The following is a 19,398-nucleotide window of genomic DNA, read 5'->3' as shown; positions in this document are numbered from 1 at the left end:
TGTATCAATCGCTTTTACCACTTACCATTTTTACGAACTTAAAAATGCGGTGCCAATTGTTTAATCAAGGCTTTGTACAGACGTGGGCCAGCGGCCATCAGTTGACCTTCAGCGTTCACTGTCGGCTTGCCGTCAGGCGTGCCCATCAGCGCACCGGCCTCTTTCAGCAATAGCGTTCCCACCTGCATATCCTGCTCTTCAAGACCCAAAACAAAGACACTGTCCACACGCCCACAGGCAAGTTCGCAAATATCCAGCAGGCCGCTAGCAGATGCCAGCATGGCTTCCACTTGGGGAGCTAATTGTTGAGTAATGGTCAGGTAAGCGGGCAAATGGCTGGGGCGCAACCAAGTTTCTGGCAGGCTCATCGCTATCCGCGTACCGCTAATGGCGGTAGGCTTGCTTACACGCATGCGCTTATCGTTGTGCTGAGCACCGCGGCCGCGGCTGGCGATATACTCATCGTCAGAAAACGGACAGATAATGACCGCGTGTTCGGGGCGATCTTTGACGAGACACACCACTGAGAGAGCAAAGCCCTTACCTGCCACTGCTAAATTGGAATAGCCGTGCATTGGTTCAATTTTCCAGACGATATCAGCGCCTTCGCCTTCACCCGCTTTATGGGGCGTATAGCGGCCACTGAAGCCGTGCTGGGGGTACCCACGCTGCAGCTGTTGAACAATGGTGGCCTCTGCTTTGCGAGCAGTGTCTTCTAGCAAGCGGTCGAGGTTAAATTCATCGTGAGCATTTTCAATGCGTTCACGAACACGTAAAAAGTGTTCAACAGCGCCACGCGCAGCGCGCAGCGTAAATTGGACCATAGGATTCATGATCGGGCCTTGTCACAGTGATGTTAAAGAACGGAGGCAGTGGCAGGACTGCTTTGGCGGGCAATTCTAACAGAGCCCTCTCGGGCATGCTATCGACTCATGCTAAACTGCGCGTTTTCCGCACTTGATTACCGAGCCCATTATGCTTGAGCGCATCCGTATTGTTCTTATTGGCACTAGCCATCCTGGTAATATTGGCGGCGTCGCCCGCGCCATGCACAACATGGGCTTAGCCGATTTAGCCCTGGTGGCACCGCGCTGTGAGGTGATTACCCAAGACAGCATTTCCCGCGCGTCGGGAGCCGACCACCTGCTGCATCAGGCAAACGTTCACGCCTCTCTTGAAGACGCCGTTGCTGACTGTACGCTTGCCGTGGGCGCTAGCGCTCGTTCGCGCACGCTGCCCTGGCCAATGATTTCCCCACGCGAGCTAGCCGAGCGCTTGCCCAGCGAGTGCCAGCCCGACAATGCACGTGTCGCGCTGGTGTTTGGCCGCGAGGACAGCGGCTTAACCAATGCCGAGCTACAGCGCTGCCATGCCCACGTACATATCCCCACCAATGCGGATTTCAGCTCGCTAAACCTAGCCGCCGCCGTTCAGGTGATTGCCTATGAGTGCCGCATGGCATGGCTAAGCCAACAAGATAGCGCTAGCACCGCTGAAGAGCCGGATGATGCGCTGGCCACCCATGCCGAACTAGAGCGCTACTTTGAGCATTTGGAGCGCACGCTGATAGCCATTGAATTTCATGACCCCGCACAGCCGCGCCAACTGATGGCGAGATTGCGTCGCCTGTACCTACGTGCTCGTCCTGAAAAAATGGAGATGAATATTCTGCGTGGCATTCTTTCGGCAACCGAAAAAGCGACAGACAAACATCATCCATAGCGCTGATCACCGCTGCGGCTTGGGCAACCGAAGCTTGAAGTCGCACCGGCGCGCCCCAACATCATTTTTTTGGCGCCGCGCTGCATTGCACTAACTATATTTCAAGTACCATATTCCCAGCACCATATTCCAAGAGCTGATGATTACCGCCCTTTAACGCCCAAGGATCACCCATGTTTCAACGCCTGCGTGAAGACATTAATAGCGTATTCGACCGCGACCCAGCGGCACGTAACTCTCTTGAGGTGCTGACCAACTATCCCGGCCTGCACGCCCTGCTGCTTCACCGCTGCAGTCACTGGCTATGGAAGAAAAATTTTAAATGGTTGGCGCGAACGCTATCGACGTTTTCCCGCTGGCTGACCGGCATTGAGATTCACCCAGGCGCCACTATTGGCCGCCGTTTCTTTATTGATCACGGCATGGGCGTGGTGATTGGTGAAACAGCGCTAGTCGGCGATAACGTGACCCTTTATCAAGGCGTTACCTTAGGCGGCACCAGCTGGAATAAGGGCAAGCGTCACCCTACGTTAGAAGATGGCGTCATTGTTGGCGCTGGCGCTAAGATCCTTGGCCCATTCACCGTTGGCGCGGGGGCTAAAATTGGCTCTAATGCGGTGGTCACCAAAGAAGTGCCATCCGGCGCTACGGTGGTGGGCATTCCTGGCAAAATCGTTAAACGCGCCGACCCCGATGTGGAGGAAGCGTTAGATGTTGACCCGGCTCGCCGCGAAGCGATTTGCCAAAAATTTGGCTTCGATGCTTATGGTGTAAGCCAGGATATGCCCGACCCTGTGGCACGTTCGATGCAGGCGATGCTTGATCACATGCACGCCGTGGATGAACGCATTGAGCGTATGTGCTCGACACTGCGTCAATTGGATGCCAACTATCGCGACGGCCAACTCCCGGCTCTGCGCGATGAAGATTTCGCCGACATTCTTGATGAAAACGACACAGGCTGCCCAGGGATTGGCAAACACAGTTCCGAGCCAAAAGCCAACGCCGAAACGACCGAGACAGCCGCCGCCAGCACGCAGCAAACCGCTCCTGATTCAACGGCTAACTCGCCATCTGACTCAGCGGCTGACGCAACCTCTGATTCAACGACATCGCGCAATAGTTGACCAAAGCACTCAGGATTTCCATAATGGCGCTACATTTGCCGTAAGTGCGCTGAGGTTCAGCGTCGAGGTGCCTGTCATGCGCTTGACCACTAAAGGCCGTTACGCCGTTACCGCCATGCTCGATTTGGCGATAAATACCCCCCAAGGTCCGACCAGCTTGGGGGATATTTCTCAGCGTCAGGAAATTTCGCTCTCTTATCTTGAGCAACTATTTGCACGCCTGCGTCGAGCGGGTCTAGTTAGCAGCGTGCGTGGTCCTGGTGGCGGCTATTTGCTGGCTAAACCAGCCGAAGACATCAGCGTTTCCCAAGTGATTGACGCCGTTAATGAGACCGTGGATGCAACACGCTGCCAAGGGCTTTCAGACTGCCAACAAGGCGACACCTGCCTAACCCATCACCTATGGTGTGATCTATCAGGGCAGATTCGTAATTTCCTTGATGACACCAGCCTTGCACAACTGATGCAACGCCCCGATGTTATACGCATTGCCTCTCGGCAAAAGCAGCGCGTAGAAGCAGGCATTCTCGCCTCATCCCCTTAACGGCTTTCACTGCACGTTGGACTCTATGACGATGACTTCCACCCCTTCGCTGCCGATTTATTTAGACTATGCCGCGACCACGCCGGTCGATACCCGTGTGGCCGACGTCATGCAGCGCTATTTAACCGCTGATCAGCTGTTCGCCAACCCAGCCTCGCGCAGTCACATGCTGGGCTGGCAGGCGGAACAGGTGGTAGAGCAGGCTCGCCGTCAAGTCGCCGATACCATTAACGCAGACCCGCGTGAAGTGGTTTGGACCAGCGGTGCCACTGAGGCCAACAATCTAGCGCTGATCGGCTACATGCGCGCCAATCGTGAGCGCGGCATGCATCTGGTAACGTCCACCATTGAGCATAAAGCGATAGTGGATACTGCCAACGCCCTGGAAAGCGAAGGTTTTGAAGTGACGTGGCTCACGCCTGGGCGAGACGGGCGAACCACGCCAGAACAACTGCGCGCCGCCATGCGAGACGACACGGCACTCGTGTCATTAATGGCGGTCAATAACGAATTGGGTAGCATTAATGATATTGCCGCGCTGGCAGAGGTCACCCATGAGTTCGGGGCTGTTTTTCATACTGATGCGGCCCAAGCTGTAGGACGTATTCCGTTAGATGTGGTGGCGCAACAAATTGATTTGATGTCGCTGTCTGGACATAAAGTTTATGGCCCCAAAGGCGTTGGTGCGCTTTACGTCAAACGCCATCCAGATATACGCATAGAAGCACTTATCCATGGTGGTGGCCACGAGCGAGGCATGCGCTCTGGCACACTTCCGACCCATCAAATTGCCGGCATGGGTGAAGCGTTTGCGCTAATGCAACACCATCACCAGGAAGACCAAGCCCATATTGCCCAGCTACACGCGCGCTTCCTAAAAGGGCTAGAAGATGTTGATGGTGTCTTTGCCAACTCTCCGTTGGACAATGCCGTTCCCAATATTTTAAACCTGGCATTTAAAGGGGTAGACGGTGAATCTCTATTGATGGCGCTGCGCGATGTTGCTGTGTCAACCGGGTCTGCCTGCAACTCTGCTAGCGTCGACCCTTCCTACGTTTTATTGGGAATCGGCACACCGCGCGCCCTTGCACTCTCATCGCTACGTTTTAGTTTTGGGCGTTTCACTACTGACGCCGACATTGATCATGCGCTGACACTACTGCGCCACGCATTGAGCGGACTACGCTCAACGCGTTAAACGGCTGATGCCACACTTGGCAATCAACCTACCGACTTCTTGAAGGAGGACGCCCGATGGCAACTCTCAACATTACCCCTGCTGCGGCTCAGCAAATCCGTCACGTTCTCGATGAGCGTGGCCAGGGGCTTGGGCTGCGCGTTTCTGTAAAGCCTAGCGGCTGCTCGGGCTATAGCTACGTACTCGACTTTGCCGACGACGTGAGCGATGACGAAATTCGCTTTGAAGAGCACGGTGCCAGCGTGTATATCGCGCCAGACGCGCTAGAAATACTCAATGGCAGTGAAGTGGACTATGTCAGCGAAGGGCTGAATCGCTTTTTCCGCTTCAACAATCCCAACGTCAAAGATGAGTGTGGCTGTGGCGAAAGCTTCACGGTCTAAGCGTTTAGCGCTGCATCACCGGTATTCATCACCCCCTTGAGGCGCTATAATCGCGGCCACTCGGCAATCGGTAATGCACAACCGCCCTGCCGACTCTTTTTTTCCTGCGCCGCCTCGGCTTTCCGGGGCGGCACTTCTGCTTTATGCCTCTTAAGGAGATTCCACCATGGCAATTGAACGTACTCTTTCTATTATCAAGCCTGATGCCGTTGCTAAAAATGCGATTGGCGACATCATTTCTCGCTTTGAAAAAGCAGGCTTGAAAGTTGTTGCTGCGAAGATGGTTCATCTTTCTGAAGAAAAAGCAGGCGGTTTCTACGCCGAGCATAAAGAGCGTCCTTTCTTTAAAGACCTGGTGGGCTTCATGACCTCTGGCCCGGTTGTTGTGCAGGTACTAGAAGGCGAAGGCGCTATTGCTAAAAACCGCGACCTGATGGGGGCTACTAACCCGAAAGAAGCGGCACCCGGCACTATCCGCGCTGACTTTGCGGAAACAATCGACGCAAACGCTGTCCATGGTTCTGATTCTCCGGAAAGCGCTGAGCGCGAAATTAGCTACTTCTTCGGTAACGACGAAATTTGCCCGCGCTAAACCAAGCGTGCCGCCGATTCAACATCCGTTGCCGGCCATTTTCGCGGGGGCTATGCCCCCGCCTTTTCTCTGAACGCTGACCGCCATGACCACTACCGTAGCTCAACATACGCCTACCTCTCTCTCCTCGACCGACAGCGAACCTGCCGCCACTAATGCGCCAGAGCGCCAGAACCTGCTGGGCATGTCTCGCGAGCAGATGGAGGACTTCTTTTTGTCGATTGGCGAAAAGAAGTTTCGTGCCGCCCAGCTAATGAAGTGGATTCACCAGGAAGGTAGCGATGATTTTGCTGCCATGACGAATCTATCCAAACCGCTGCGTGAAAAACTGGCTCGGCTGGCAGAGATTCGCGGCCCTGGCGTTGTCTATGAAGGCACTTCCAGCGACGGCACACGCAAGTGGGTTCTGGAAGTAGAAGATGGCAGCTACGTGGAAACGGTGCTGATTCCTGCGGAAAATGGCAAACGCCGGACGCTATGCGTCTCTTCCCAGGTAGGCTGCTCGTTAGACTGCAGTTTTTGCTCAACGGGCAAACAAGGCTTCCAGCGCAATCTGACCGCTGCCGAAATTATCGGCCAGGTGTGGGTCGCCCAGCGTAGCGTAGGCCCGCGCCGCGATACCGCTAACCGTCCGGTGACTAACGTAGTCATGATGGGCATGGGTGAGCCACTGCTTAACTTTGATAACGTCGTGCCAGCAATGAAGCTGATGCTCGACGACAACGGCTACGGACTTTCCAAACGCCGCGTCACGCTTTCCACATCAGGCGTTGTGCCGATGATAGATAAGCTTGGCGATGAGATCGACGTAAGCTTAGCCATTTCGTTGCACGCTTCTACTGATGAGCTACGCAACGAGCTGGTACCGATTAACCGTAAATATAATATTCGTGCGCTTCTGGATGCCTGTCACCGTTACCTATCCAAATGCCCGGATAACCGTCAGGTTACCATCGAATATACGCTCATTAGAGATGTGAATGATCAGCAGGAACATGCTGAACAACTGGCGGCACTGCTAAAAGAGCTGCCCTGCAAAATCAACCTGATACCGTTCAATCCATTTCCTAATTCAGGCTACGAAAAGCCCTCACGTAACCAAGTGATGCGCTTTCAGCAATGGCTATACGACCTGGGTTATAACGCCACCGTACGTATCACGCGGGGCGATGATATCGACGCTGCTTGTGGCCAACTGGTAGGAAAGGTGAAAGACCGCACTAAGCGAAGTGCGCGCTATATTCAGTCTGTACAGCTTGATGCGGACTAAACCGCTGTTATCTTGACTTCCATCGAGTGCGGCGCTTTGATGGACACGTTTTCAAACCGCCACAAGTGCAGTTCTATCGAATGACGATGCATCTGATGATCACTGCAAGATGGTTATTAGCAGATAGTTATTAGAAGATAGTTAATAGAAGATTGTTATTAGCAGATAGCGACTACAAGAGGGTGTACATGATCGGTCACCGCTGGCGACGTTACCCATCCCGGGTTCACATGCTGTGCGTGCTAGTAAGCAGCATGTTGTTAGCTGGCTGTGCCACGTCAGGTAGCACGTCTTCTCAGGCTGACGATGACGCTGCAGACGCTTACACCCAACTAGGCGTTGCTTACCTAGAACGCGACAACCTAACCCGTGCGCTCAGCGCGCTGGATCGTGCGCTTGAAATTAATCCACGCAATGCCGAGGCACTTCAGGCGCTTGCGCTGGTCTATCAACAGCAGAATGAACATGAGCTTGCAAATCGCTATTTTCAGCAAGCGATTAACACAGCACCTTCTTTGACACGTGCGCGTAATAATTACGCGGCGTTTTTATATCAGCAGGGGCAGTTCAACGCCGCTTGCGAACAGTTAGAAATAGCATCTCACGATGCCCAGTATGCCAATCGTGCCCAGCTATTTACTAACCTAGGGCAGTGCTATCTGGCAGCCGATAACATTGATGAAGCGCGCAAACGCCTATTGCGCGCAGTGAGCATTGATCCACGTAGCCCGCGTGGATATTTATTATTAGCCGAACTTGAAGCTTCACAGGGCAATTATGGTCAAGCCTGGGAGCCGCTGCAGCGCTATTTGCAGCTGGCCGGGCAAGATCCAGTCGCGTTGGAAATGGCGATCGATATCGCCCACGCCCGTGGTGATCTCGCTGCGGCTGCGAACTACCAGCGCTTATTGAATATTGACTAACGGTGCCCTGACCACCTAATTATTGAAGGATGCTCAGCTATGAGCGATACACAATCATACGATAATGTTACGACCTCTAGCCCAATTGCCACACCCGGCGAGCTTCTCTCACGCCAACGCGAAGCTCTCGGCGTACCGCTTACCGATGCCGCACGGGCGCTTAATTTACGCCCTGCGGTTGTCGACGGTTTAGAACAAGATAACTACGAAGAGATCCCTGTTGCCGCTTATCGCCGGGGCTATTTACGTGCTTATGCAAAATACCTGGGCATGGATGACCGTCTAGTACTTGAGGCCTACCAGGCTAACCATGGGAGTACAGAGACAGACCGTCGGGTGGCTCCAGTGTCAGTCACCCGGCCACCATCGCGTATTGGTGCATGGTTATTTAAGCTAGTCACCCTGCTAGTTATTGTTGCCTTGATTGCCGTCACGGTCATGTGGTGGCAAAGCCGTGGCGGCAGCGAGCCCCCCAGCATGGGGAGCAATCCTTCACTAGAAGAAGGCGGCTCCAGCGATACGCCAGCCGAAAATGTAACACCGACTGAACAAACGCTGGCTGCTACCCCTCAGCTGTCTAACAACGCCCCAGCACAACAAACCGGCACGGCCGAGGGAGTCGATGAGGGAGCGGCTAACGCCGCAACGGCTGCCATTGAGTCAGCCGCTGAGTCGTCTACGTCTGCCGAAGGGGCAGAAGCTGCTGAGTTCACCGCTGCAGATACCGCAGAACAAGCGGACGCTGCCACTGACAGCGAAGACACCACGGTCGAAACAGCGCCAGCAACAAACCCGAACCTGCTTGAACTTACGTTTAACGAGCAGTCGTGGACTGAAATTTTTGATGCCAATAACCAACGGGTGTTCGTTGGTCTGCAAACGCCTGGCACCACAGCAAGTGTTGAGGGCGAACCGCCTTTTCGTTTAACTATCGGCAATGCCACCGGCGTAGAGCTGCGCTATGAAGGCGAGGACGTTAACCTTGTACAGCGCGCCGGTGCCAATAATGTTGCCCGCTTTACCCTGGGAGAGTGACCCGTCTTATGCACGCCCCTTCTCCGATTAAACGCCGCTTCTCGCGTCAAATTCACGTTGGCAATGTGGCCGTAGGTGGTGATGCACCTATTGCTGTTCAGAGCATGACCAACACCAATACGCTGGACGTCGATGCCACCGTGGCACAAATTCAGCAGTTAGAAAAAGCGGGAGCCGATATTGTCCGCGTTTCAGTACCCGATATGGACGCCGCTGAAAGCTTTGGCAAAATTAAGCAGCGTGTCGATGTCCCACTGGTGGCAGACATTCATTTTGACTACAAAATTGCCCTGCGTGTCGCCGAACTAGGTGTCGACTGCTTGCGTATTAACCCAGGTAACATTGGCCGCGAAGATCGCGTACGTGCGGTTGTTAATGCTGCCCGCGATAATGGCATACCGATTCGTATTGGCGTCAATGCCGGATCGCTGGAAAAAGATCTACAGAAAAAGTATGGCGAGCCCACTCCCGCAGCGTTAGTGGAGTCGGCCATGAGGCATATTGATTACCTGGATCGCCTTGATTTCCAGGAATTTAAAGTCAGCGTCAAAGCCTCAGATGTGTTTATGGCGGTAGCCGCGTACCGCGACCTGGCTACCCGTATCGAGCAGCCACTTCATCTAGGTATTACCGAAGCCGGCGGCCTGCGTTCGGGTACGGTGAAATCGTCGATTGGCCTTGGCATGCTGCTAATGGATGGCATTGGCGACACAATTCGCGTATCGCTCGCCGCCGACCCAGTGGAAGAAATTAAAGTCGGCTTTGACATGCTTAAAAGCCTAAGGCTGCGAGCCAAAGGCATTAATTTTATTGCCTGCCCCAGCTGCTCACGGCAGAATTTTGATGTTATCAGCACCATGAACCAGCTAGAAGAGCGGCTTGAAGACGTCATGACCCCACTGGACGTATCGGTGATTGGTTGCGTCGTTAATGGCCCAGGTGAAGCGAAAGAAACCGATATTGGCCTAACCGGCGGCTCACCTGCCAACTTGGTGTACATCGATGGCAAACCCGCTAGCAAGCTGCGTAACGACCACCTGGTGGATGACCTGGAAAAATTGATCCGCGAGAAAGTACGCCAAAAACAGCAGCAAGAAGACGACATGATTGCTCGCAGCGTTTAAAAAAGCCGAGCAAGTGATACCCAACCTGGAGGCGGGCATAACCTTTTTCCCCGCCCCAGTGTTGTCTCCCATACAAGGAGTTTTCATTGAGCAAGTCCGCCGCAAAAAAAATTCAAGCTATTCGTGGTATGAATGATTTATTGCCCAGCGAAAGCCCCCGCTGGCAATTTTTTGAAGCCAAGGTGCGTCAGCTGATGCATCGCTATGGCTTTGATGAAATCCGTACGCCCATTGTTGAACAAACGGCGCTATTTGCTCGCTCTATTGGTGAAGTCACCGATATTGTCGAAAAAGAGATGTACACGTTCGACGACCGCAACGGCGACAGCCTAACGCTGCGACCCGAAGGTACAGCTAGCTGTGTACGGGCAGCGATGGAACATGGTTTGCTGCATAACCAAACGCAACGGTTGTGGTATCAAGGCCCGATGTTCCGCCACGAGCGTCCGCAAAAAGGCCGCTATCGTCAATTCCATCAGGTAGGCGTAGAAACGTACGGCTTTGATGGGCCGGATATCGATGCGGAAGTCATTCTGCTTTCAGCACGTCTATGGCAAGAGCTGGGCTTACTGGAACATGTGACGCTAGAGCTTAACTCCCTAGGCTCCACAGAGGCGCGCGCGGCCTATCGCGATAAGCTCGTCGCTTATTTTGACCAGCATCACGACGTCCTTGATGATGACTCTAAGCGTCGCCTCACCAGCAACCCACTGCGCATTTTGGATTCCAAGAATCCAGCGATGGCGGAAATGCTCAACGGTGCGCCGCAGCTGATGGATCATTTGGACGATGAGTCGCGGACACATTTCGAGCAACTCAAAGCAGTGCTGGATGCAGCAGGCATTAACTACGTTGTTAACCCACGCTTGGTACGCGGTCTTGATTACTACTGCCGTACGGTATTTGAGTGGACGACCACGGCCCTAGGCAGCCAGGGCACGGTATGTGCAGGCGGTCGCTACGATGGCCTGGTCGAACAACTAGGCGGAAAGCCCACGCCAGCGGTTGGTTTTGCCATGGGTATCGAGCGCTTAATATTGCTGCTGGAAACATTAGACCTGATTCCAGAAGAAGCGCTAGGTGGCTGCGATGTTTATCTGCTACCCATGGATGACAACGCGACCATTGTCGCCCTCACCCTGGCTGAAAAACTACGTAGTGAGCTGCCAACCCTTAGGCTGCAGTTGCACTGTGGTGGCGGCAGTTTTAAAAGCCGTATGAAAAAAGCGGACAAAAGCAACGCACCTGTTGCAGTCTTATTGGGCGAAGATGAGCTAGCAGAGCAAGCCGTAACGCTTAAGTTCCTGCGTGATGATCGCGAACAGTTGCGCGTATCTCAGGCTGAGCTCACCGCGACACTGCAAAACCTAGTGCCCCACTAACCTTACTGCCTACTCTCTGGCAGACGAACACTCGCCAGCCGCCCTTGCGGCTGAGCTAAAGAACAGGAGGCCGCCCGTGGCGGAGCTGAGAAGCGAAGAAGAACAGCTAGAGGTAATTAAACGCTGGTGGAAAGAGAACGGAACCTCTCTCATAGCAGGGGCTGTTCTTGCTGCGGCGGGTGTGTTTGGCTGGAATGCATGGCAAAACTATCAAGAAGGCCAGGCAGAAGCCGCCTCCGTGCGTTATCAGCAACTCGTCAATATGACCGCGGGCAACACTTTGGCAGATGATCAGTTAGCCAATGCCCGTGAGCTCATTGATGACATCACCAGTGACCATGGCGATACCCTCTACGCAGAGTTAGCGCAACTGCTGGAAGCACGTTTAGCCGTTCAACAGGGTGATCTTGATGCAGCGAAAAGCGCGCTTGAGAACGTGGCTAGCGACTCCTCTCGCCGCTATGTGCAAAGCCTTGCATGGCTGAGATTAGCGCGTATTGAGATTGCAAACGGCAATCCACAAGCCGCCCTGAGTTTGTTAGATGAGTCGATTACCGATGCTCTGGCAGCTCAACAGGCTAACGTGCGCGGCGACGCTTACGCTGCGTTAGACCAAACAGAACAAGCGCGAGACGCTTGGCAAACTGTGCTAGAACTGGCCCAAACCCAGAATCAGCCGCTTTACGGCGTACAGTTCAAGCTTGATGATCTCGGCGTCGAAGAGGTGACACAATGATCATGACCAGTCTTCCCAAATCGCTACTTTCAAAGCCGTCTGTGCGCATTACCGTCGGAGCCGTGGCACTCGCCTTGCTAGCAGGCTGTGCCAGTAAAGGCGAAACGGCTGACTCGCCTAAAGAGCTGCGTAGTTTTACAGCAACCTCAACACTTAATGAGGTATGGGACAGAGACGTAGGCGATGGTCTTGGTCGTGCCCGTTACCCCATTGCTCCGGCGCGTGAAGGCGACAGCGTATTTGCTGCGGATGCCAATGGACTGGTGGCCGCATTTAATGCGGATAACGGCGAACGCAAGTGGGAAATCGAGCTGGATACGCCTATTTCAAGCGCGCTTAACGCTATTGCAGGTCAGGTTTATTTAGGCACCCGTAACGGTGAAGTTATTTCTCTGGATCAGCGCGACGGTAGTGTCAATTGGCGCTCACGGGTTTCCAGTGAAGTGCTGGCAGCACCTCAAGCGAATCAACAGCTACTACTGGTGCAGAGCGTTGATGGCCAAATCACCGCGCTCGACCGCGTCACTGGCGAGGAGCGTTGGGTATATGCCAGCTCACAACCGTCGCTCACCCTTCGTGGTACCGGCACGCCAATGGTCATTGATCCTGTAAGCTTTGTTGGTTTTGCTAACGGACGCCTAGCAACATTAGACAACCGCAATGGTCAGCCACTGTGGGAGTTACAAATTGCGACTCCCCGCGGACGTAGCGACGTCGACAGGTTGGTTGATCTTGCCGGTCAGCCGGTAGTAACGCCTGATGGTCGACTTTTCGTTACTAGCTATAACGGTAGCGTCGTAGCTTTGGAAGCAACCCGCGGTGGCGTTCTATGGGAAAGCAACTTATCTAGCCGCCATACGCCTATTTTGGTAGGTAACATTCTGCTAGTGGTCACTGATGATAGCCACGTCGTTGGCCTGAATGCCGACAACGGACAAGAAGTGTGGCGTAACGATGACTTGGAAGACCGCCGGTTAACAGCACCTGCATTTGCAGATGGCCGCGTGGTCGTCGGTGACTTCGAAGGCTACGTTCATCTACTTGATGCCCGCGAAGGCACGTTAGTAGGCCGTACGCGCGTGCACAAATCTGGCATCAGCGTGCGTCCTGCCACTGAAGGCAGCACCATTCATGTCCAGGCCAATAATGGTCGCCTGGAAACCCTGGAAGTAACCCCATGACACCCGTCATTGCTTTAGTCGGTCGGCCCAATGTGGGCAAATCGACGTTGTTTAACCGCCTAACCCGCTCACGCGATGCGCTCGTAGCGGACTTTCCTGGCCTTACCCGTGACCGTAAATACGGGAACGGAATGCTAGGCGGCAAAGCGTATACGGTGATTGATACCGGCGGCATCAGCGGTGACGAAGAAGGGATTGATGCGGCAATGGCCGAACAGTCCCTGGCCGCCATTGATGAAGCCGATATTGTACTGTTTCTAGTAGACGCCCGCGCAGGGCTTAACGTGGCTGATGAGGCCATTGCGAATCATCTGCGCGTTAATCAGAAAAAAACCTGGCTGGTAGTCAACAAAACCGATGGTTTAGAAGAGCATTCGGCCATGGCCGACTTCTGGACCTTAGGGCTTGGCGACCCATGGCCGATTGCTGCCGCCCATGGTCGCAATGTCTCACTGCTCATTGATACCGTGCTGGAGCCGTTTCCCGAGCGCGATCCCAGCATTCCTGGGGACACGGGCACCAAAGGCATTCGTATCGGTGTTATTGGCCGTCCTAATGTGGGCAAATCCACATTGGTTAATCGGCTGTTGGGTGAAGAGCGCGTTGTTGTATTCGATGAGGCAGGCACTACCCGCGATGCGATTGAAATCCCGTTCGAGCGTCGTGGTAAGCCCTACGTATTGGTTGATACTGCAGGTATTCGGCGGCGTAAGAACGTTCGCGAGATTGCTGAAAAGTTTTCCATTATCAAAACCCTTGATGCGATCAAAGAGTGTCACGTCGCGGTCATGGTACTGGATGCGCGCAGCGGTTTAGTTGAGCAAGATCTTCACCTGCTAGACTACGTGCTAACCACTGGCCGCGCGTTAGTACTGGCCATCAATAAGTGGGACGGACTGGAAAGCGAAGCGAAAGAGAAAATGCGCGCAGAAATTAAGCGCCGCTTGGGCTTTGCCGAGTATGCCGAGATGCATTTTATCTCCGCCCTGCACGGCACCGCTGTGGGTGATCTTTATCCTTCGATCGAACGAGCTTTCAATGCTGCGAACGCTCATTGGTCGACCAACCGATTGACCACGCTGCTTCAAGATGCGGTCAGCCAGCACCCGCCGCCCATGGTTAACGGCCGGCGTATCAAACTGCGCATGGCACACCAAGGTGGTAGCAACCCGCCTATCATCGTAGTGCATGGCAATCAGACTGAATCACTGCCGGAAGCCTATCGCCGCTATCTAACCAACACCTTCCGCAAAGTGTTGAAGGTTCGCGGTACGCCAATGCGCTTTGAGTTCCGTTCGGGTAGCAACCCGTTTGACCACATGGCAGGGGCAAGCGATAAAGAGAAAGCCAAAAAACGCGAGCTCAACCGTACTAAAGAAGCACGTAAAAGCCGCCGCTGAGGCTCGCTCATTAATCTACCAAACGCCTGCTGACCCTCATCAGCAGGCGTTTTGGTTGATGGCCCCCATTATCGAGTAAATTTGCTTGACAGCTATCCGCACTAGCTCTCAAATAGCCGCGTTTTTCGGCAATCGCCTCTCTGACATTATGCACCTCTGAACCTTTGCCCTTCTTAGGAGAGATATTATTAATGCACTACGCAATTAAACGTGGGCGCGGGTTGCTCTTACTGCTGATGGCAAGCTTGCTAGCAGGTTGCCTTGCTCTGCCCCAAACAGGCTTATTTGCCTTTCGCTTGGCGGTCACATCGCTGGGCATTGAAGAGGTACGTATTGGCCCTTATAACGTGCAAGCAGGGCTTGATACTAGCGACCTGACAAGTTTGCTTGCGTCTAGCCTTGGCACTGGCAGCTTGCCCGTTCAGGCCACCTTAGCGATGGGCCTTGGTTTACCTACCGGTATGCCCGCTGTTGAGATGTCAGGCTTCCGTTGGATGCTCGATATGCCGGGGGTCGATCCAGTGCAAGGCCAATATCAAGAGGATGTAACGCTAACATCAGGGGAAGACTCAACGTTACGTCTACCGGTATCGTTTGATATCCTGACTACCGACACCCAGCGTATGATGCCAATGCTAGAACTCGCCAGCCAGTTAGCCACCCAGGGCTCACTACCGCCTGGCAGTGAGCTTGCTATCACGCCAGGAGACCTGCGTGGACTGGGTATGACATTACCTGCAGGGCTTTTAACGCCGACCATTCGCCTAAACGTAGGCGCCGACGGCCAGTTGACGCCTGTGCGTTAAGCCTGACGACTTCCTTCATGAAGCCGTTTGCGGCCCACCCACTGGGCTGCAAACTGCCAAGCCGTTCGGCCACTGCGCCCTCCTCTTAGCGTGGCAAAGCGAACCGCTTCTGCCCGTGCGGCCTCACCCCAATCCTGCTTATCACCAATACGAGCCACCCAGTGCTCACAGACCTCTAGGTAAGTCGCCTGGCTGAAAGGATGAAAACCTAACCATAAGCCGAAACGATCCGACAATGAGATCTTTTCCTCAACAGCGTCACCGTGATGCAGCTCTTCACCGACAAGACGTGTACCGCTATTGTCGTCCATGGATTCCGGCAATAAATGGCGGCGGTTAGAAGTGGCATACAACAAGACGTTTTCCGGCGGCCCCGTTAATGCGCCGTCTAAGACGCTTTTTAGCGCCTTGTAAGCATCATCATTACCTTCAAACGAAAGATCGTCGCAATACACCACGAAACGATGCGGCGTATCGCGCAGCTGTTCTACCAATATCGGCAGACTACCTAAATCGTGGCGATCCACTTGAATCAAGCGCAGCCCATCATTCGCCAACGAGTTAAGCAGCGCACGAATCACCGATGACTTCCCGCTGCCACGTGATCCCCACAGCAAACCATGGTTGGCAGGTAGCCCCTGCAAAAATGCACGGGTGTTATCGACTAAGGCTAATTTTTGACGCTCGATGCCTAACAGATCATCCAGCGTCATCGTGTCGCGCGGTGGTACGGGAACCAATCGTCCACCTAACGGATGGCGCTGCCAAATAGCCGCCACATGCTTGTCCCAATCCACCTGGGTCGGTACAGGCGGCAACCAGTGTTCTACGTGGTCCAGCAACCGCGTTAAGCGGTGGCTCAATTCAGCATCCATGATTGTCCTCAGAGTGCGTTATGATATGAGTTGATTTACCACTGACAGTGGTTATCTTGTGTGCAAAGATCCCTACTCGTCTATAAGGAAACCGCTTATGCGCTGGCTTCGTCCCTTGGCTGTTACCGCACTGTGTGCTTCTGTCGCAGCATGCTCCACGTCACCTACCGGTCGTTCTCAGTTGCTGCTGCTTTCAGATGATCAGCTCAATCAAATGGGCCAGCAAGCCTTTGCGCAGTATCAACAAGATATTCCCACCGCAGGTCAGGCAAGCCATCGCTATGTGCAGTGCATCGCAGATGCCATTGTAGAAGTATTGCCAGCCGAACAGCGTAATCTTGATTGGCAAATCCGTGTCTTTGAATCTGAACAGCCCAACGCCTTTGCTCTGCCCGGTGGCTACATGGGTGTGAATACGGGCATGCTTGATATCGCCACCAATCAAAACCAGCTAGCCTCGGTTGTCGGCCACGAAATTGGTCACGTCATTGCGAATCATGCCAACGAACGCGCCTCAACAAAAAGCGCAACGTCACTTGGTTTATCGGTGCTTGCCAGCACCTCCGGCATGCAAACCCCGGGTGGCCAACAACTGATGGGGGTGCTGGGAATGGGAGCGGAATACGGTATTGCGTTGCCGTTCTCCCGTCGTCATGAAAGTGAAGCCGATGTTATCGGCCTTCAGTTAATGGCCCAAGCCGGTTTTGATCCACGGGAAAGCGTTACCGTTTGGGAAAATATGCAGGCGGCCTCCGGCGGTGGCGCTCCGCCCGCCTGGATGTCGACGCACCCAAGTGAAGGCCAGCGTATCGAAGGACTTCAAGCCAGCATGAATAACGCCATGGCAAGCTACGAGCAGGCACGCAATAGCGGCCGCACGCCCAACTGCCCACGCCCCTAAGCATCTTAGTGTTGAGGTTTGAATGATTCGAATTGGTTTATTGCTGCTTGTCTTGCCGATTTTAGTGTTGCTCGGCGTCTATTTCTGGGAACTGGGTGACGTACGCGCTTGCCAGCTCGACGGGGGGCATTGGGATTACCTGACAAATGCGTGCCGTGACACGCCGCAGCCCTTTGTATCGTGGCTTGAGCGCTCACCGCTGCTGGTTAACGGCGGTATGCTGGTCTCTGTGGTTGGTCTCGTTATGTGCATGATTGGCTTTTACACCAAATCTCGCTAAACATGCGAGAACAACCAGCACTAACCAATAAAGGCAGCCGCAATGGCTGCCTTTTGCTGTCTTATCTTCAGAGCGTATGGAAACGCTCGCTATCGCTAGTCACTGGCGACGTTCAACGATTGCCTTAACAGTGTACGCACCGGGGCTGTTGCGGGTCGCAGGTTACGCCATAAAAAGAAAGATTCAGCAGCTTGTTCAACCAGCATCCCCAGGCCATCGAGCAACTTGGCGCCGCGTGGGCCTGCCCACTGCAAAAACACCGTGGGTTCTGAGCCATACATCATGTCGTAGGCCCAAGCGCCTTGATTAAATAAGTTATCCGGCAGCGGCGGCAAATCCCCAGAAAGACTGGCGCTGGTGCCATTGATCACCAGATCAAACTGGCCTTCTAACGTCTCAAACCCACCGCCATGAAGGGTGCCTAAGTCGGCAAATGCATCTGCTAATTGGGCGGCTTTGTCCGCCGTCCGATTGACGATAACAACGTCACGAGGTTGCTCGGCAAGCAGCGGTTCAAGCACACCACGCACTGCACCACCGGCACCGATCACCAGCACGCGTTTATCCTTAATGGGCACGTGATGGTATCCAAGGTCACGCACCAGCCCAATACCGTCAGTGGTATCACCGTAGGTACGGCCATTGCCGCCGACAATCAGCGTATTCACCGCCTGAGCGCGCTTGGCGCGGTGGCTCAGGGTATCGCACAGCGCAAAGGCATCGCCTTTGAAGGGGACAGTCACGTTCGCCCCTCGACCACCCGCTGCCACAAATTCTCGCCAGGCGCTGACAAAACCTTCCACCGGTGCAAGTTCGGCGGTATAGGTCATAGGTTGCTGAGTTTGATTAGCAAACTCTTCGTGAATTAATGGCGACTTAGAGTGCTTAATCGGGTTTCCAAAGACACAGTAACGGTCGGTCATACAGGCTCCTTACACTTTACCCAACTGGGTGGCTTCGGCTAGCCAGTCGCGTGGCACCAAGTACTCGTGCAACTTAGCCTCTCGGCTGCCCTCGGGTGGTGTAAATGCGTACTCCCAACGGGCTAGCGGCGGCATCGACATCAAGATAGATTCGGTGCGCCCACCACTTTGCAAGCCAAACAGAGTGCCCCTATCCCACACTAAGTTAAATTCTACATAGCGGCCGCGGCGGTAAAGCTGAAAATCACGCTCTTTTTCACCCCATGCATCACCCTTACGGCGCTCTACAATCGGTACGTAGGCGTCCAAAAAGCTGTCGCCCACCGCACGCTGAAAAGCAAAACAGTCGTCGAAACTGCCTTCATTTAAATCATCGAAAAACAGCCCACCAACACCGCGTGTCTCGTCGCGATGCTTAAGGTAGAAGTACTCATCGCACCACGCTTTGTAGCGCGGATATACCTCTTCGCCAAATGGCACGCAGGCAGCCTGGGCAACCCGATGCCAGTGCACAACATCTTCAAACACCGGGTAGTAAGGCGTTAGATCAAAGCCACCACCAAACCACCATACCGGCGCTTCACCCTGTTTTTCAGCGATAAAAAAGCGCACGTTTCCATGACTTGTCGGCACATTAGGATTTTCAGGATGGAGCACCCAGGAAACACCCACCGCATGAAAGCTACGTCCGGCTAGTTCCGGTCGTGCCGCCGTCGCCGAGGGGGGCAACTGAGCACCGTAAACATGTGAAAAATTAACACCACCTTTCTCGAAAACAGCGCCCTCTTCGATGACCCTTGAACGTCCGCCACCGCCTTCTTCACGCTGCCAGCTATCTTCTTTAAATGTTGCTTTTCCGTCAGCAGCGGCAAGCCCTGCACACAACCGCTCCTGCAGATCCAGAAGGTAATGTTTAACGTCGTCTAGGTGCTCGTGAGCCACAGTAACTCCAAAGAGGTTGAGGATAAGTGTGATTGGTAAGTAGTCAACGGCAGA

Annotated in this window: 21 protein-coding genes; 17 read left to right on the top strand and 4 right to left on the bottom strand. The window is 54.0% G+C overall.

Annotation, left to right across the window (positions count from 1 at the left end; genetic code table 11):
• Positions 1–38: 38 nt before the first annotated feature.
• Positions 39–833: an inositol monophosphatase gene (locus NDQ72_03465; protein ID WKD29016.1), complete on the bottom strand. Its 795-nt coding sequence runs from the start codon at positions 831–833 to the stop codon at positions 39–41.
• A 142-nt stretch (positions 834–975) separates the two neighbouring features.
• On the opposite strand from NDQ72_03465, the gene trmJ reads away from it, so the two are divergent.
• From trmJ to NDQ72_03390, 15 genes are all read left to right on the top strand, one after another.
• Complete coding sequence (trmJ, locus tag NDQ72_03460; protein ID WKD29015.1) at positions 976–1,722, top strand: tRNA (cytosine(32)/uridine(32)-2'-O)-methyltransferase TrmJ; 747 nt, start codon at positions 976–978, stop codon at positions 1,720–1,722.
• Positions 1,723–1,895: 173 nt separating this feature from the next.
• Positions 1,896–2,849 carry a serine O-acetyltransferase gene (gene cysE, locus NDQ72_03455; protein WKD29014.1) on the top strand — a complete coding sequence of 318 codons (954 nt, stop codon included), beginning with the start codon at positions 1,896–1,898 and terminating at the stop codon, positions 2,847–2,849.
• Positions 2,850–2,925: 76 nt separating this feature from the next.
• Positions 2,926–3,393: a Fe-S cluster assembly transcriptional regulator IscR gene (iscR, locus tag NDQ72_03450; protein WKD29013.1), complete on the top strand. Its 468-nt coding sequence runs from the start codon at positions 2,926–2,928 to the stop codon at positions 3,391–3,393.
• A gap of 31 nt (positions 3,394–3,424) precedes the next feature.
• Positions 3,425–4,591, top strand: a complete 1,167-nt coding sequence (locus NDQ72_03445) for an aminotransferase class V-fold PLP-dependent enzyme (GenBank protein ID WKD29012.1) — start codon at positions 3,425–3,427, stop codon at positions 4,589–4,591.
• A 56-nt stretch (positions 4,592–4,647) separates the two neighbouring features.
• Positions 4,648–4,974, top strand: coding sequence for an iron-sulfur cluster assembly accessory protein (locus tag NDQ72_03440; GenBank protein ID WKD29011.1), 327 nt, complete (start codon positions 4,648–4,650; stop codon positions 4,972–4,974).
• 166 nt (positions 4,975–5,140) lie between these two features.
• Positions 5,141–5,566, top strand: a complete 426-nt coding sequence (gene ndk, locus NDQ72_03435) for a nucleoside-diphosphate kinase (protein ID WKD29010.1) — start codon at positions 5,141–5,143, stop codon at positions 5,564–5,566.
• Between the two features lie 85 nt (positions 5,567–5,651).
• A complete protein-coding gene (gene rlmN / locus NDQ72_03430) occupies positions 5,652–6,836 on the top strand; it encodes a 23S rRNA (adenine(2503)-C(2))-methyltransferase RlmN (GenBank protein WKD29009.1) in 1,185 nt (394 codons plus the stop codon).
• A gap of 188 nt (positions 6,837–7,024) precedes the next feature.
• A complete protein-coding gene (gene pilW, locus NDQ72_03425) occupies positions 7,025–7,759 on the top strand; it encodes a type IV pilus biogenesis/stability protein PilW (GenBank protein ID WKD29008.1) in 735 nt (244 codons plus the stop codon).
• Between the two features lie 39 nt (positions 7,760–7,798).
• Positions 7,799–8,794, top strand: a complete 996-nt coding sequence (locus NDQ72_03420; protein ID WKD29007.1) for a DUF4115 domain-containing protein — start codon at positions 7,799–7,801, stop codon at positions 8,792–8,794.
• An 8-nt stretch (positions 8,795–8,802) separates the two neighbouring features.
• Positions 8,803–9,918, top strand: coding sequence for a flavodoxin-dependent (E)-4-hydroxy-3-methylbut-2-enyl-diphosphate synthase (ispG, locus tag NDQ72_03415; GenBank protein ID WKD29006.1), 1,116 nt, complete (start codon positions 8,803–8,805; stop codon positions 9,916–9,918).
• Between the two features lie 86 nt (positions 9,919–10,004).
• On the top strand, positions 10,005–11,300 hold the full coding sequence (gene hisS, locus NDQ72_03410; protein WKD29005.1) for a histidine--tRNA ligase: 1,296 nt from the start codon (positions 10,005–10,007) through the stop codon (positions 11,298–11,300).
• Positions 11,301–11,376: 76 nt separating this feature from the next.
• Positions 11,377–12,036, top strand: a complete 660-nt coding sequence (locus NDQ72_03405) for a tetratricopeptide repeat protein (protein ID WKD29004.1) — start codon at positions 11,377–11,379, stop codon at positions 12,034–12,036.
• The gene (bamB, locus tag NDQ72_03400) at positions 12,033–13,217 is read left to right on the top strand and encodes an outer membrane protein assembly factor BamB (GenBank protein ID WKD29003.1); all 1,185 of its coding nucleotides are present in this window, start codon (positions 12,033–12,035) and stop codon (positions 13,215–13,217) included. Before NDQ72_03405 ends, bamB begins: the two co-directional genes overlap by 4 nt.
• Positions 13,214–14,617, top strand: a complete 1,404-nt coding sequence (gene der / locus NDQ72_03395; GenBank protein WKD29002.1) for a ribosome biogenesis GTPase Der — start codon at positions 13,214–13,216, stop codon at positions 14,615–14,617. The genes bamB and der overlap by 4 nt, the downstream gene beginning before the upstream one ends.
• 191 nt (positions 14,618–14,808) lie before the next feature.
• On the top strand, positions 14,809–15,423 hold the full coding sequence (locus NDQ72_03390) for a hypothetical protein (protein ID WKD29001.1): 615 nt from the start codon (positions 14,809–14,811) through the stop codon (positions 15,421–15,423).
• On the opposite strand, the gene NDQ72_03385 is transcribed toward NDQ72_03390, so the two are convergent.
• Complete coding sequence (locus NDQ72_03385) at positions 15,420–16,298, bottom strand: ATP-binding protein (GenBank protein WKD29000.1); 879 nt, start codon at positions 16,296–16,298, stop codon at positions 15,420–15,422. The genes NDQ72_03390 and NDQ72_03385 overlap by 4 nt on opposite strands.
• 97 nt (positions 16,299–16,395) lie before the next feature.
• Between NDQ72_03385 and NDQ72_03380 the strand changes: the two genes are divergently transcribed.
• Together NDQ72_03380 and NDQ72_03375 are read left to right on the top strand one after the other, a co-directional pair.
• Entirely contained in the window at positions 16,396–17,199 is an 804-nt protein-coding gene (locus NDQ72_03380) for a M48 family metallopeptidase (GenBank protein ID WKD28999.1), read from the top strand.
• A 22-nt stretch (positions 17,200–17,221) separates the two neighbouring features.
• Complete coding sequence (locus NDQ72_03375; GenBank protein WKD28998.1) at positions 17,222–17,479, top strand: hypothetical protein; 258 nt, start codon at positions 17,222–17,224, stop codon at positions 17,477–17,479.
• 95 nt (positions 17,480–17,574) lie between these two features.
• On the opposite strand, the gene aroE is transcribed toward NDQ72_03375, so the two are convergent.
• Entirely contained in the window at positions 17,575–18,402 is an 828-nt protein-coding gene (aroE, locus tag NDQ72_03370) for a shikimate dehydrogenase (protein WKD28997.1), read from the bottom strand.
• A 9-nt stretch (positions 18,403–18,411) separates the two neighbouring features.
• A complete protein-coding gene (gene hemF / locus NDQ72_03365; protein ID WKD28996.1) occupies positions 18,412–19,344 on the bottom strand; it encodes an oxygen-dependent coproporphyrinogen oxidase in 933 nt (310 codons plus the stop codon).
• Positions 19,345–19,398 lie beyond the last annotated feature (54 nt).

The organism is Halomonas sp. KG2 (genome assembly GCA_030440445.1).
Lineage (GTDB): Bacteria > Pseudomonadota > Gammaproteobacteria > Pseudomonadales > Halomonadaceae > Vreelandella.
The sequence above is the reverse complement of the archived record's forward strand: the minus strand, read 5'-3'. Positions and strand labels throughout refer to the sequence as shown.